This window comes from Kitasatospora sp. NPDC023176 (genome assembly GCF_055560495.1).
The window spans coordinates 65877-79651 of record NZ_JBVHIP010000002.1; the positions used below are offsets into that span (position 1 = coordinate 65877).

The window sequence follows — 13775 nt, forward strand, 5'->3', positions numbered from 1 at the left end:
AGCCCTCACCCGCCGCCCGTCGATCCCCCAACGCATGGCGCTGGTACCGCACTTGCCGCCCGCCCCGGGCCCGCACGACCAGCCCGTGTCGGCCCTGGGCCCCCGCGGCGCCGTCTGCGGCCGGGCCGCGCGGCGGCGCGGGGCGCCGCCGTCAGCCGGTGACCAGGCGGCGGCCGCTGATCTCGGCGGGCCGGATCCGGACCCAGCAGGGCCGGTCGCCGCCTGCCCAGGGGGCCGCGCCGGGCAGGTCCTCGAGGCGGCGCCGTTCCTCCGGGTCCTCCACGTAGCGGGCCGAGCCGAGGGCGAGCACGCTCCAGCCGCGTCCGAGGTACTCGTCGATGCGGTCGACCTGGAAGGACACCTCCGCGCCCGGCTCCGGGGCGGTGGCGGCGCGTTCGCCGGTGCGGTAGGCGAAGGTGGCCCGGTCGACCACGTAGTTGACGGGGTAGACGGCCGGGCCCGGGCGCACCGGCAGGGCGATCCGGCCGATCCCGTGGGAGCCGACCAGTTCCCAGCACTCGGCGTCGGTCAGGTCGAGCAGCCGGGGCCGTGGGCCGGGCGCCCCGAGGCCGGGCGGGGCGTCGGCGCGGCCCTCCAGGAGTTCCTCCCGGCTCATGCCGAGGGCGGCGGCGATCCGCACGAAGCCGCCGGGGTCGAAGGCGGGCCCGGCTTCGGTCAGGTGGCGCAGGTACTGGGGGGCCATCGCGGCCTGATGGGCCAGGGCGTCCTCGGTGAGGCCGAGTCGCTCACGCCGTTCGGCGATCCGGCGGCCCACGGCGATGGGGTCGGGGTCGGGGGTGTCGTTCACGGTGGTGGCTCCTCGGCTCGCCAAGGGGGGGTGCCCGGGCCGGTGTCCGGGCGGTGACCAGGCCGGATCCATCCAAGCGTCCGGCTCACCCCAAGTCGAGCAACGGCAGGGCTCCGTGCGTGTCGAAGCCCGCCATGGCGGGTGCGGGAACCCGACCTTGATCCCCCATCCGCCGCCTGCGATCATCCCCCTGACGCGGAATCATGTCCGCTTCGTTCAACGGGGAACAACGGGGAACAAGGAGAAACATCCGTGATCGTCGTGACGGGTGCCACCGGTACGGTCGGGTCGAAGGTCGTCGTGGGCCTGCGGGAGCGCGGCCGGGAGGTGCGGGCGCTGGTGCGCGCCGGGTCCGTGGGCCCGGCCGAGTGGGACACCGCGGTCGAGCGGGTCGCCGCCGACTTCGCCGACCCGGCGTCGCTGGACACCGCCCTGGACGGGGCCGACACCGTCTACCTGCTGGTCGCCGTGCACCCGGAGATGGCCGAGCACGAGAAGAACGTGATCGACGCCGCCGTCCGCACCGGCCGCCGCCCGCGGATCGTGCTGCACGCCGCCGCGGGCATCGAGTACCGGCCCGAGGGCGTGCGCTTCGTCGGCGCCCACGTGACGGGCCTGGCGCACCTGGAGGCCTCCGGCCTGCCGTGGACGGTCCTCGGCCCGAACGGCTTCTACCAGAACTTCCTGGGCACGGCCCCGACCGTCAAGGCCGGCCGGCTGGCCGTTCCGGGCGGCGCGGGCGCGGTGTCGTACGTGGACGCCCGGGACGTCGCGGCGGCCGCCGTCGAGGTGCTGGCGACGGAGGGCCACGAGGGCGCGGTCTACACCCTGACCGGCCCGGCCGCGCTCACCCACGGCGAGGTGGCCGCGCAGCTGGCCGCCGCCACGGGCCACCCGGTCGCGTACACCGCGCTCGCCCCCGAGGCGGCCCTGGACGGCATGCTCGGCACGGGCTGGGACCCGTGGCGCGCCGAGGGCATGGTCGAGCTGTACGGGCTGTACGCGGCCGGGCGGGCCTCGGCGGTCAGCTCGGACGTGGAGAAGCTGACCGGCCGTCCGCCGCGCTCCTTCGCGGAGTTCGCCACCGAGCACGCGGACGCCTTCCGCGCCTGAGCCGCCCGAGCCGCCCGAGCCGGCTGAGCCGCCTGGTCCGGCGCCGGGGTGAGCCACCGCCCCGGCACCGGACGGATCCTGATCGTCAACGCTGCGTCAAGACCCCCCTGCACACGCCTTACCGTGCGCTCCGGCCGGGCGCATACTGTGCTGCGCGCGGCGAGCGCCCGGTGACAGGGCCATCCCGGACCCGGCCCGGCCGCACCGCGACGGGGAGAAGGTAGAACAGGCGTGGCGGAACTCGTGATCGTCGTCGTGGTCGTCGTCCTGCTGTGGTTGATGACCGGCGTGCGGGTGGTGCAGCAGTACGAGCGCGGCGTGGTGTTCCGGCTCGGCAGGGTGCTCGGGCAGGTCCGCGAGCCGGGGCTGACGCTGCTGCTGCCGGTGCTCGACCGGATGCGCAAGGTCAACGTCCAGGTGATCACCATGCCGGTGCCCGCCCAGGAGGGCATCACCAAGGACAACGTCTCGGTGAGCGTCGACGCGGTGCTGTACTTCCGCGTGGTCGAGCCGATCAGGGCCACCGTGGACGTGCAGAACTACGGCTTCGCCATGCTGCAGGTCGCCCAGACCTCGCTGCGCTCGATCATCGGCAAGAGCGAGCTGGACGACCTGCTGTCCGGCCGGGAGAACCTGCACCACGGCCTGGAGGTCATGCTGGAGAGCCCGGCGACCGGCTGGGGCGTGCACATCGACCGGGTGGAGATCAAGGACGTCAGCCTGCCCGACTCGATGAAGCGCTCGATGGCCCGCCAGGCCGAGGCCGACCGGGAGCGCCGGGCCCGTATCATCACCGCGGACGGCGAGTTCCAGGCGGCCGCCAAGCTCGCCGAGGCGGCGAGCAAGATGGCCGACACCCCGGCGGCGATGCAGCTGCGCATGCTGCAGACGGTGGTCGAGGTCGCGGCGGAGAAGAACTCGACGCTGGTGCTGCCGTTCCCGGTGGAGCTGCTGCGGTTCTTCGAGGCCTCCACCGCCCGGCTCGCCGACGGTGCGACCGCCCCGGCAGCGACGACGGCACCGACCTCGGCCGTCCCCCCGCAGGCACCCGCCACCGCACCCGCCACCGCCGCGGCCTCCACTCCGGCCGACGGCAGCTGACGTCCGACCGGCCCGGGAAGTTCCCGGGCCGGCCATAGGTCAACTCTATGACGTCATAGATCAGAACCGACTACAGCTGCGCGCGAGCAGCGGGTTGGCTGCAAGGGTCCAGACCAGTAGGCCCCGCTGCGCCCGCCCGGAGGATTCGCCCGCATGACCCGCTCGATCCGAGTCGCCATCGTCGGAGCCGGCCCCGCCGGGATCTACGCCGCCGACGCCCTGCTCAAGTCCGACGCCGCCACGGCGCCCGGCGTCTCGATCGACCTGTTCGAGCGGATGCCCGCCCCGTTCGGCCTGATCCGCTACGGCGTGGCCCCCGACCACCCCCGGATCAAGGGCATCGTCACCGCCCTGCACCAGGTCCTGGACAAGCCCCAGGTCCGGCTGTTCGGGAACGTCGACTACCCCGCCGACCTCACCCTGGACGACCTGCACCGCCACTACGACGCCGTGGTCTTCTCCACCGGCGCGATGGCCGACCGCGCGCTCGACCTGCCCGGCATCGACCTGGACGGCTCCTACGGCGCGGCGGACTTCGTCTCCTGGTACGACGGCCACCCGGACGTCCCGCGCACCTGGCCGCTGGAGGCCGAGAAGGTCGCCGTCCTCGGCGTCGGCAACGTCGCCCTGGACGTCGCCCGGATCCTCGCCAAGACCGCCGACGAGCTGCTGCCCACCGAGATCCCCCCGAACGTGTACGAGGGCCTGAAGGGCAACCGCGCCGTCGAGGTCCACGTCTTCGGCCGCCGGGGCCCCGCCCAAGCCAAGTTCAGCCCGATGGAGCTGCGCGAGCTCGACCACTCGCCCACCATCGAGGTCATCGTCAACCCCGAGGACATCGAGTACGACGAGGGCTCGATAGCCGCGCGCCGCGCCGTCAAGCACGTCGACCTGGTCGCCGCGACCGTCGAGAACTGGGCGATCCGCGATGTCGGCGACCGCCCCCACCGGGTTTACCTGCACTTCTTCGAGTCCCCGGTCGAGGTCCTCGGCGAGGACGGCAAGGTCGTCGGCCTGCGCACCGAGCGCACCGAGCTGGACGGCACCGGCAACGTGCGCGGCACCGGCCGGCACACCGACTGGGACGTCCAGTCGGTCTACCGCGCCGTCGGCTACTACTCCGACGAGCTGCCCAAGCTGCCCTTCGACCCGGTCTCCGGCACCGTCCCGCACCAGGCCGGCCGGGTCCTGGACGGCGACGGCTCGCACGTCCCCGCCGTCTACGTCACCGGGTGGATCAAGCGCGGCCCGGTCGGCCTGATCGGCCACACCAAGGGCGACGCCAACGAGACCGTCGCCTGCCTGCTGGAGGACCACGCCGGCGGCCGGCTGCCCGGCGCCGCCGAGCCCGACCCGGCGGCCATCGAGGACCACCTGCGCGCCCGCGGCGTCCGCTTCACCACCTGGGACGGCTGGAAGCAGCTCGACGCCCACGAGCGCGAACTCGGCCGGGCCGAGGACCGCGAGCGTGTCAAGGTCGTCGAGCGCGAGGACATGCTCCGCAACAGCGGGGCCTGAGTCGCAGCAGCGGGGCCCCGGTCCGGCGACGGACCCGGCTCAGGCCCGGACGACCGGCAGCAGCACCTCGTCGACGATCGCCACCGGGTCGAGTTCCACGGCGCCCCCGCCGCACATCTTGATCCGGTACAGCATCAGCGCCGGCACCACGTCGGTGACCAGCGGGGTGACCGCCCCGGGGCGCACCTCGCCCCGGGCGGTGCCCCGGTCGAGCACCTCGGCGATCAGCGCGGTGGTGGGGTCGACCACCCGCTGCTGCACCAGCTCCAGGAAGACGCGGGCGCGCTGGTGGTCGATCTCGCTCATGATCGCGCGGACGGCGGCGCCCAGGTCGCTGAACATCGCGGTGCGCAGCCCGGTCACCACCTCCAGGAGGTCCCCGCGCAGGCTTCCGGTGTCGGGGGCCGGCCGGGCCGGCGGCAGGCTGGCCCGCAGCGCGTCCATGACCAGTTCCTCCTTGGAGGACCAGCGCCGGTAGAGGGCGGCCTTCCCGGTCTGTGCGGCGGCCGCCACGCCCTCCATGGTGAGCCGGGCGTAACCGTCGGTGGTGAGCTGCTGGAGGGTCGCCCCGTAGATGGCACTCTCCAGCGCCTCACCGCGCCGGCGGACCGGGGCGGTCGCCGCCGCGCGCGCGGCGGCGCCCTCAACGGTTCGGGCTTCAGCGGACATGGCCGCACACCTCCCTGGGGTTCCGTGTTCACCAGGCCTATGGCCCAATGTTAGTGAACGAACCCGTTCCCTCCCAAGAACCCTGCGTGACCAGGAACCTGCGGGACCAAGAATCTGCGCGCCCGGGAGCCCGGCGGGCCCAACGGCCTGTCGCGATCGGCCTCCGGGGCACCGCTGGGCCCCGCAGGCCGCAGGGCGTCGGCACGAACGTCCACGAGCTCGCCGGAGGCTGCTGACCCGGCGCACGGGAAGGGGGGCGGCAGCCGCTGCGGCTGCCGCCCCCCTTCAACATGCCCGCACCACAGGCGAGCTCACCGACTGACGACCGCTACTCCGTCCCCTACTCCGTCCGCAGCGCCGCCGCCGTGCCCATCCGGGCCGCCCAGCCGGCCGGGAGCAGCGCGCCGCCCACCGCCATCAGCAGGCCGCCCAGCAGCAGTGGCGCCGGCACCCACCCGTGGTAGACCGCCAGGTCCGCGGTCGGGATCGTGGTCCCCGCCGCGCGGCCCATCCGCGGCAGCACGTAGTCGTGCAGCGCGATGCCGACCGGGATGCCCGCCGGGCCCGCCACCGCTCCGACGGCCGCGACCGAGGTGAGGATCATCGTGACGGTCTGGCGCGGGCTCATGCCCAGCGCCCGGTGGATGCCGAAGTCCCGGACGCGTTCGCGGATGTCCAGCAGCACGGTGTTGAGCACGCCGAGCCCGGCCACCGCGACCAGCATCAGGGCCATCGTGCCGGCCAGCGCGTCCATCGACACCGCCATGCTGCTCAGATGGCCGTCGTTCGGCTGGGCGGCGACCCCGTAGGGGGCGAGCGCGAGGTTCAGGGCGTCGACGTAGCCCTGCCGGTCCGTGCCCGCCGTGAGGTCGATGTCGAACTCGATCGACTCCGGGATGACGTAGGCGCCCAGGCCGTCGAGCGAGCGGGCGTCGGTGAGGATGACCGGCCGGGTGGAGAAGGCCTCGCCGACGATCCGGACCCGGGACTCGCGGCCGTTGGCGGTCAGGGTGACGGTGTCGCCGAGCCGGGTGCCGGTGGCGGTCAGGAACCCGCCGGGGACGACGGCCTGGCCCGGGCCGTCGAACCAGCGGCCGGCGACCATCTGGTAGGCGCCCCAGGACGGGTCCCCGCCGTAGGCGACCACCTGGGTCGGACCGGCCAGGCCCGCCACGCCGACCTGGGTGAAGCCGGTGCGCAGGTAGCGGCGGGTGCCCGGCTGGGCGGCGATCAGCCGGGCGATCGTCTCCGGGTCGGCGTTCCGCACCGGCTGCGCGTCGGCGCCCGGCGCCGGGGCGGGCGGCGGGCCGAGGGCCTGGATCAGCACGCTCCCGGGCGACTTGCGGTCCATGCCGTCCTGGATGCCGTTCAGCGACAGGACCAGTCCCAGGGCGAAGGTGACGCCGACGCTGCCCAGCAGCACCGCGCTCACCATCGTCGCGGACCGGCCGGGCCGGACGAAGGGCCCGCCCAGGCCGAGGCCGACCGCTCGCGGCAGCGGCAGTCGCCCGAGCAGCGCCCGTACCGCCCGGCCGCGCCCGGGCCGCGGGGTGCGGCCACTGCCGAGCGCCGCCACGGTGCCCAGCCGTCCGCCGCGCAGGGCCGGCACCAGGGCGGCCGCGGCGACCGCCGCCAGCGCACCGCCGGCGACGGCCAGGTCCACCCAGGGCGCGATCGTCAGCGTCCCGGTGCCGTAGGCCGTGGCGGCCTCGCCCAGCACCGGCACGGCCAGCAGGTTCGCCAGCAGCACGCCCAGCAGCGTGCCCGCCGAGGCGGGGATCAGCGCCTGCGCCAGATAGGCCCGGACCACCTGTTCCGGGGTGAAGCCCAGGGCCTTGAGGATGCCGATGCGGCGGGTGGCGGCGCTCACCGAGCCGCCCACCACGATCGCGATGACCAGCACCGACATCACCAGGCCGAGCGCGCCGAAGGCGACGACGAACGGAACGAAGGTGGCCGAGGACTTCTCGGCGGCCCGCTTCACGGTCAGGTAGGAGGCGGCGGAGCCCAGCGCACCGGGCGGCACGGCGGCGGCCAGTGCCGCCCGGTCCGCGCCGAGTTGGGCGTCCGTCGCGGCCTGGCGGAAGCGGTAGAGCATCTGGTGGTCGGGCCGGGCGCCCGGCGGGGTGAGCCGGGCGAGGGTCGCGGGCGGCACCCAGGCGTCGGCGGTGCCGGTCATCGAGGCGGCCAGGCCGACCACGGTCAGGCTCGGACGGCCCGGCAGGTCGGGAAAGACCACCTGGTCGCCGACGTCCAGCGGCGCGTGGTGGGCCTCCAGCACCACCTCGCCCGGGCCGTTCGCCCACCGCCCCGAGGCCGGCCGCAGTGCGTCCACCGCTCCCCCGGGGTCGGCCCGGCCGACGATCCGCAGCGGCTCCATCTCCCGGCCCACCGGCATCCCGGACGTGTTGGGCCCGACGTGCGGGCTGATCGACAGCACCGGGTACGGTCCGGCCGCGACCGTCACCCCCGGGAGGTGCGCGGTCGCGGCGGCATCCGCCTCGGTGCTGCGCGCCGCGTCGTACTGGGCCGTCAGCTGGGCGCCGTGCTGCGCGGCGAACGCGGTGTCGAAGGGCGCCTGGGAGGCGACCAGCAGTCCGGCGGCCAGGACGGCGGCGGTGACGGCCATCAGGGTGGTCAGCAGCACCGCCAGGGTCTGCACCCGCTTGCGGCCGACCCCGGCCCGGACCACCTTGCCCAGCGCACTCATGCGCCCGCCTCCGCCCGGTCGTCGTGCGCGATCCGGCTGTCGTGGGCGATCCGGCCGTCGACCAGCTCGATGGTGCGGGTCGCGCAGTCGCGGGCCAGCGCGGCGTCATGGGTGACCAGCACGATGCTCTGGCCCTCCCGGTGGAGGCCGACCAGGAGGTCCCGCACGTCCGCGGCGGAGGCACTGTCCAGCGCGCCGGTCGGCTCGTCGGCGAGCAGCAGCGCCGGACGGTTCATCAGCGCCCGGGCGACGGCCACCCGCTGGCGTTCCCCGCCGGAGAGCCGGCCGGGGAAGGCCGCCGCGTGGCGGGCGATGCCCAGGCGTTCCAGCAGTTCGGCGGCCCGTCGGCGCGCCAACGCCCTTGGAGCACCCGCGAGTTGGGCCGGGAGAAGCACGTTGTCCGCCACCGTGAGGTCGTCGAGGAGGTGGAAGAACTGGAAGACCATGCCGATCCGCTCGCGCCGGAAGCGGGCCAACTCGGCCTCGCCGAGCCCGTCCAGGCACAGCCCGGCGACGGTGACGGTGCCGGTGCTGGGCCGGTCGAGGCCGGCGATCAGGTTGAGCAGCGTGGACTTGCCGCTGCCGGAGCGGCCGAGCACGGCGAGCGCCTCGCCGGCGGCCACCTCCAGGTCCAGGTCGGCGAGGGCCGGTCGGCCGGAGTCGTACTCCTTGCGTACGGCGCGGATCTCGATGGCGGGCGGGGTCACGGGGTCTCCAGGGAACGAAGGGATCAGCGGGCTCGAAGCTAGGCCTGGCGCCCCGTCACCCGCGTCCGGCACGGTGACGAACCCTCGTCGGCCCCGGCGGGTCATCCTCGGGGAGGAGGCCGTTCGGCATCCTCCGCACGGAGGATGCCGCTGGTGCGACAGCCGCTCGTCGGGCGGAGGGATGCGCCGGGCCGGGTGGTTTTGCCAGACTCCGGGCCGTGGAACTCCGACCGCTCTCCGACCTCGCCCGCCGCTGGTCCGCCGGCCTCACCGCACTGCGCACCACGGCCGCCCCGCCACCCCGGAGCACCGGGTGGTCCCGGGCCGCCGACGCGGCGCTGGCGCTCGCGCTCACCGCCGGCACGGTCGGCAGCGCGCTGGACCGCTCACCGGTCAGCGTCGCGCTGACCGCCCCCACCCTGCCGGTCGCCCCGGACGGCGTGCCCGCCGTACCGCCGCCCGCCTACGGGATGGTCGTCCACCACTACGGCGCCGTGCAGTCCTGGCAGCTGGCGCTGGCCGTGCTGGCGGCGCTGCCGCTGCTGGCGCGGCGCCGCTACCCGCTGTCGGTGTGCGGGACGGTGGTGGCGGCGAGCCTGCTGTTCCACCTCAGCCCCGGCTTCGACCCGCTGGCCACCTTCCTGGCCTGCGTGGTCGCCGTCTACAGCGCCGCGATCCACAGCACCCGGCGGGTCCCGGCGCTCGCCGGTGCGGCGGCGGCGACCGTCGTCCTGGTGGTGACCCACGAGTCCAGCGTGCCCGCGCTGGAGTCCGGGACGGCGACCTTCCTGTTCCTGGTCCCGGTCGCACTGGTGGTCAACACGGTGCGCACCTGGTCCCTGCGGGAGCAGGCGCTGCTGCGGGAGAAGGACCAGGCCGCCCTGCTCGCGACCGAGCAGGAACGCTCCCGGATCGCCCGGGAGCTGCACGACGTGATCACCCATCACGTCAGCGTGATGACGGTGCAGGCCGGCGCCGCCCGGAAGATCATGCGGATCGACCAGGCCGAGGCCGAACACACCCTGCGCGCGGTGGAGTCCAGCGGCCGGGCCGCGATGACGGAGCTGCGCCACGCGATGGACCTGCTCACCATGGGCGAGGCCGATGACTTCTCGGACGACGACGCCGAACTGCGGCCCGCCCCCGGACTGGGCCGGCTGCCCGCGCTGGCGGAGCGGGTGCGCGGCGCCGGGGTGCCGGTCGAGCTGACCGTGCTGGGCGAGCCGGTGCAGCTGCCGCCCGGCATGGACCTGGCCGCCTACCGGGTGGTCCAGGAGGCGGTGACCAACGCCATGAAGCACGCCCGGGGCGCCCGGGTGCGGATCACCGTGGAGCACGCGCCGGGCCGACTCACCCTGGTGGTCGCCGACTCCGGCGGCAGCCCCGCACCCGCCGCGACGTCCGGCACCGGGCGCGGCCTGATCGGCCTGCGCGAGCGCCTGGGCGTCTACGGCGGCACCCTGGAGGCCGCCGCGGCGCCGGACGGGGGGTTCCGGGTGCGGGCCGTCATCCCCCGGGAGGCGCCGTGCCGACCTCCCCGACCCGGGCAGTAGATTGACCGGCGACCGACAGCGAGAACCACAACGGGGGCGGGACGGCATGAGCGGGACGGACGACGCGGACGAGCGGTCCGGGCGGCGGCTGCGGGTGGTGATCGCGGACGACCAGGAGTTGCTGCGGACCGGCTTCCGGCTGATCTTCCGGGCCGAGGGGATCGACGTGGTCGCCGAGGCCGCGGACGGGCTGCAGGCCGTCGAGGCCGTCCTGCGCACCACGCCCGACGTGGTGCTGATGGACATCCGGATGCCCGAGCTGGACGGCCTGGAGGCGACCCGCCGGATCTTCGCGGAGCTCCCGGCCGACGCCGTACCGCCCCGGATCATCATGCTGACCACCTTCGACCTGGACCGCTACGTCTACACCGCGCTCGCCGCCGGGGCCAGCGGCTTCCTGCTGAAGGACGTCTCCCCCGAGCAACTGGTCGGCGCCGTCCGGCAGGTGCGGGCCGGCGACGCCCTGCTCGCCCCGAGCATCACCCGTCGGCTGATCGAGCGCTTCGCCCGCCAGGACGCGACGGACGAGGCACTCCACCGGGACCTCTCCGCGCTGACCCCGCGCGAACTGGACGTGCTGCGGCTGCTCGCCCGGGGGCTGAGCAACGCGGAACTGGCCGAACGGCTCGTCCTCGGCGAGACCACGGTGAAGACCCACGTCGCCCGGATCCTGTTCAAGCTGGGCCTGCGCGACCGGGCCCAGGCGATCGTGGCGGCCTACGAGTCCGGCCTGGTCCGCCCGGGCGCCGCGCCGTCCTAGCCCGGTTCCACCCGAGGACCTCGGCGTCATGGGCCGGTTCCGACTGCGAGGTCACCTGGCCGATCCGCCACACCACGCTGTACAGCGAACCGCTGCGCATCCGCCACCGCCCCGAGGGCAGCGCCGAACCCGACTACGGCGACAAGCTCAGCCAGACCCGGGCGCTCGGCCCCGACGGCCCTCTGCACGAACAGGGCCCCGGCGACCTCACCCGCTGGATGGCCGTCCCCTGGCAGACCGACACCGCCAGCTGCCGCTCCGGCTACGAGGCCGGTGCCAACCTTGGCCCCCGCTACGACCCCTGCCCGCCCACCTGCTGGCCCGCCCGGGTGCCCAACCACGTCCTCAAGGAGAGCGACTGCCGGATCGTCAACAAGGAGACCGCACAGACCGAGGAGGACGGCCGCGAGGCGGCGTTCGCCAAGCGCGCGTCCTGGCTGCGCGGACTCAGGGGCGACTACAAGCAGCAGCTCAAGCAGTCCGTCGCCGAGTTTTACGACTTCGGCATCGTCGAGCCCCAGCAGCCAGGCGTAGCACGGCGGACAGGCGCCCGGGGCCGCCGCAGTGGCGGCCCCGGGCAGCGATCTTCACCGACCGGCTTCACTTCGCGATCGGTGGGTTGGGCCGGGTCAGCCCCCGGTCGTAGGCGAAGATCACCGCCTGCACCCGGTCCCGGGCGCCGATCTTCGCCAGCACCCGGCTGACGTGGGTCTTGACGGTGGATTCGGCCAGCACCAGCCGCTGGGCGATCTCGCTGTTGGTCCAGCCCTGCGCGATGGCCACCAGGATCTCCCGCTCGCGCTCGGTCAGCGCCTCCAGCCTCGGGTCCTCGACGGGCGCCGCGCCGGCCGGGCGGACCGGCAGGTGGTGGGCGTAGGCGTCGAGCAGCCGCCGGGTGATGGCGGGCGCCACCACGGCGTCGCCCTCGGCGACGGCGCGGATCCCGGCCAGCAGTTCCTCCGGCCGCGCGTCCTTGAGCAGGAAGCCGCTGGCCCCGGCGCGCAGCGCGGCGTGGGCGTACTCGTCGAGGTCGAAGGTGGTGAGGACCAGGATGCGCGAGCGCCCGCCGCCGGCGACGATCCGGCGGGTGGCCTCGATGCCGTCCATGCCGGGCATCCGGATGTCCATCAGCACGACGTCCGGCCGCAGGTCGGCGGTGAGCCGGACGGCCTCGGTGCCGTGGGCGGCCTCGCCGACGACCTCGGTGTCGGGCTGGCTCTCCAGCAGCATCCGGAAGCCGTAGCGCTGCAGTGGCTGGTCGTCCACGATGAGGACGGTGGTCACGGGTGGCCGCCTGTCGGGTCGGGGGTGAGGTCCAGTACGGCCTCCACGGTCCATCCTGCCCCAGGGCCGGGGCCCGCCGTGACGGTCCCGCCGTAGAGGGCCGCGCGTTCGCGCATCCCGGCCAGGCCGTGGCCCTCGCCGTCGGGGCGCACCGGGCGGGCGCCGCCGGGCGGGCCGCTGTCCTGGACGCGCACTCGCAGCCGGGTCGCGTCGACGGTCAGGATCACGTGCACCCGGGTGTCCGGTCCGGCGTGCTTGAGGGTGTTGGTGAGCGCCTCCTGGACGATCCGGTAGGCCATCAGCTGGACGCCGCGGTCCAGTTGGTCCGGGTCGCCGCCGACGGTGTACACCACCTGGGGGCCGGCGGCGCGGATCCGGGCGCACAGCCCGTCGAGGTCGGCGATGCCGGGCTGCGGGTTGAACTCGGCGGCCTGGTCGGCCTGGTCGCGCAGCACGCCGAGCATCCGGCGCAGTTCGCCGAGCGCCTGCCGACTGGTCTCGCCGATCAGCTGCAGCGCCTCCCGGCCGCGCTCGGGGGAGGTCTGGGCGGCGTAGGCGCCGCCGTCGGCCAGGGTGACGATGACGGACAGGTTGTGGCCGATGATGTCGTGCATCTCCCGGGCCACCCGGGTGCGTTCGGTGGCCGTGGCCAGCCGGCTGCGCTGGTCGCGCTCGATCTCCAGCCGGGCGGCGCGCTCGCGCAGCCCGGCCAGCTGGGCGCGCCGGATGCGCACCGCGATGCCCAGGGCGACGGCCGCGGTGGCGGCGCTGACCAGGAAGAACAGCGCGTCCCCGACCGGCAGCCCGCCGCCGGAGACCTCGACCGCGACCAGGGCCATGGCGCCGGCCATCATCGCGCAGGACCACGCCAGGTGCCGCAGCCGGCCGTGCAGGGCCAGGCTGTAGAGCGCCACCAGCAGGGCGGCGTCGGCGCGCAGTCCCACGCCCAGCGACCACTGCAGCACGAACACCGCCATGATCGCCGCGAAGGCCTGGGTGGGCCGCCGGCGGCGCCACAGCAGCGGCACCACCAGGCCGGCCTGCAGGGCCAGGGTGCCCAGCAGCGGCAGCCGGGCCAGGTTGAGCCGGTGCTCGTGCGGACCGCCGTCGTTGTGACCGGCGAAGTCGCCGTGGCCGGGGAAGAGGTCGGGCAGGCAGAACACCAGGAACGCCGCGACCACCACGGTGGCGTCCAGCACCCACGGGTGCCGGCGGTCGGCCTCGCGCAGCCGCTGGCCGATCCGGGCCAGCCGGGCGAACAGCGGGTGGCCGGGCAGCGTGTCGATGGCCGCCGACGGGCCGGCGGAGGTGCGGTCCCCGCTCACCGGGTGGTTCTCGCTCACCGGCGCGTTCTCCCTGCTGGTCGTGCGTGTCCTACGGGTCATGCGGCTCTCGGACGGGCCGTGCGGTTCGTACGGGCCATCCGGATCGTACGAACGGAGCGGTGGGGGGGGGGGGGGGGGGGGCGCCCCCCCCCCCCCCCCCCACTCGGCGCCGGGAGGAGTGGGGCGTGGGCGTGAGCCCGAACGCGGCGCCCGCGCGCCCCGCCAAC

Annotated in this window: 11 protein-coding genes and 1 pseudogene; 6 read left to right on the forward strand and 6 right to left on the reverse strand. The window is 74.9% G+C overall.

The features are described 5' to 3' along the window. Positions 1-151: 151 nt before the first annotated feature. A complete protein-coding gene (locus ACZ3YL_RS04475) occupies positions 152-808 on the reverse strand; it encodes a helix-turn-helix domain-containing protein (RefSeq protein ID WP_465655340.1) in 657 nt (218 codons plus the stop codon). A 252-nt stretch (positions 809-1060) separates the two neighbouring features. Between ACZ3YL_RS04475 and ACZ3YL_RS04480 the strand changes: the two genes are divergently transcribed. The 3 genes from ACZ3YL_RS04480 (at position 1061) to ACZ3YL_RS04490 (ending at position 4540) form a co-directional block, all read left to right on the forward strand. Continuing rightward, positions 1061-1921, forward strand: a complete 861-nt coding sequence (locus tag ACZ3YL_RS04480) for an NAD(P)H-binding protein (RefSeq protein WP_465655342.1) — start codon at positions 1061-1063, stop codon at positions 1919-1921. 231 nt (positions 1922-2152) lie between these two features. Continuing rightward, the gene (locus ACZ3YL_RS04485) at positions 2153-3022 is read left to right on the forward strand and encodes a slipin family protein (RefSeq protein ID WP_465655344.1); all 870 of its coding nucleotides are present in this window, start codon (positions 2153-2155) and stop codon (positions 3020-3022) included. A gap of 153 nt (positions 3023-3175) precedes the next feature. Then, positions 3176-4540, forward strand: a complete 1365-nt coding sequence (locus ACZ3YL_RS04490) for an FAD-dependent oxidoreductase (protein WP_465655346.1) — start codon at positions 3176-3178, stop codon at positions 4538-4540. A 39-nt stretch (positions 4541-4579) separates the two neighbouring features. Here ACZ3YL_RS04490 and ACZ3YL_RS04495 read toward each other — a convergent pair whose 3' ends face one another. From ACZ3YL_RS04495 to ACZ3YL_RS04505, 3 genes are all read right to left on the reverse strand, one after another. Beyond that, the gene (locus ACZ3YL_RS04495; RefSeq protein ID WP_188307018.1) at positions 4580-5209 is read right to left on the reverse strand and encodes a TetR-like C-terminal domain-containing protein; all 630 of its coding nucleotides are present in this window, start codon (positions 5207-5209) and stop codon (positions 4580-4582) included. A gap of 340 nt (positions 5210-5549) precedes the next feature. After that, positions 5550-7919, reverse strand: a complete 2370-nt coding sequence (locus tag ACZ3YL_RS04500; RefSeq protein ID WP_465655348.1) for an ABC transporter permease — start codon at positions 7917-7919, stop codon at positions 5550-5552. Beyond that, positions 7916-8626 carry an ABC transporter ATP-binding protein gene (locus ACZ3YL_RS04505; protein ID WP_465655350.1) on the reverse strand — a complete coding sequence of 237 codons (711 nt, stop codon included), beginning with the start codon at positions 8624-8626 and terminating at the stop codon, positions 7916-7918. The genes ACZ3YL_RS04500 and ACZ3YL_RS04505 overlap by 4 nt, the downstream gene beginning before the upstream one ends. A 218-nt stretch (positions 8627-8844) precedes the next feature. Here ACZ3YL_RS04505 and ACZ3YL_RS04510 point away from each other — a divergent pair, with 218 nt between their 5' ends. The 3 genes and pseudogenes from ACZ3YL_RS04510 to ACZ3YL_RS04520 form a co-directional block, all read left to right on the forward strand. After that, complete coding sequence (locus tag ACZ3YL_RS04510; RefSeq protein WP_465655352.1) at positions 8845-10179, forward strand: sensor histidine kinase; 1335 nt, start codon at positions 8845-8847, stop codon at positions 10177-10179. A gap of 46 nt (positions 10180-10225) precedes the next feature. Then, a complete protein-coding gene (locus tag ACZ3YL_RS04515; protein ID WP_188305642.1) occupies positions 10226-10939 on the forward strand; it encodes a response regulator in 714 nt (237 codons plus the stop codon). Positions 10940-10995: 56 nt separating this feature from the next. After that, positions 10996-11643: pseudogene (locus ACZ3YL_RS04520) on the forward strand (LodA/GoxA family CTQ-dependent oxidase); the annotation flags it as partial. Here ACZ3YL_RS04520 and ACZ3YL_RS04525 read toward each other — a convergent pair. Together ACZ3YL_RS04525 and ACZ3YL_RS04530 are read right to left on the reverse strand one after the other, a co-directional pair. Further along, positions 11540-12223: a response regulator gene (locus tag ACZ3YL_RS04525; RefSeq protein ID WP_188305643.1), complete on the reverse strand. Its 684-nt coding sequence runs from the start codon at positions 12221-12223 to the stop codon at positions 11540-11542. The pseudogene ACZ3YL_RS04520 and the gene ACZ3YL_RS04525 sit on opposite strands and share 104 nt — an antisense overlap. Further along, positions 12220-13566 (reverse strand): sensor histidine kinase, encoded by a 1347-nt coding sequence (locus ACZ3YL_RS04530; protein WP_411292974.1) that lies wholly within the window; start codon positions 13564-13566, stop codon positions 12220-12222. The genes ACZ3YL_RS04525 and ACZ3YL_RS04530 overlap by 4 nt, the downstream gene beginning before the upstream one ends. Between the last annotated feature and the right edge of the window lie 209 nt (positions 13567-13775).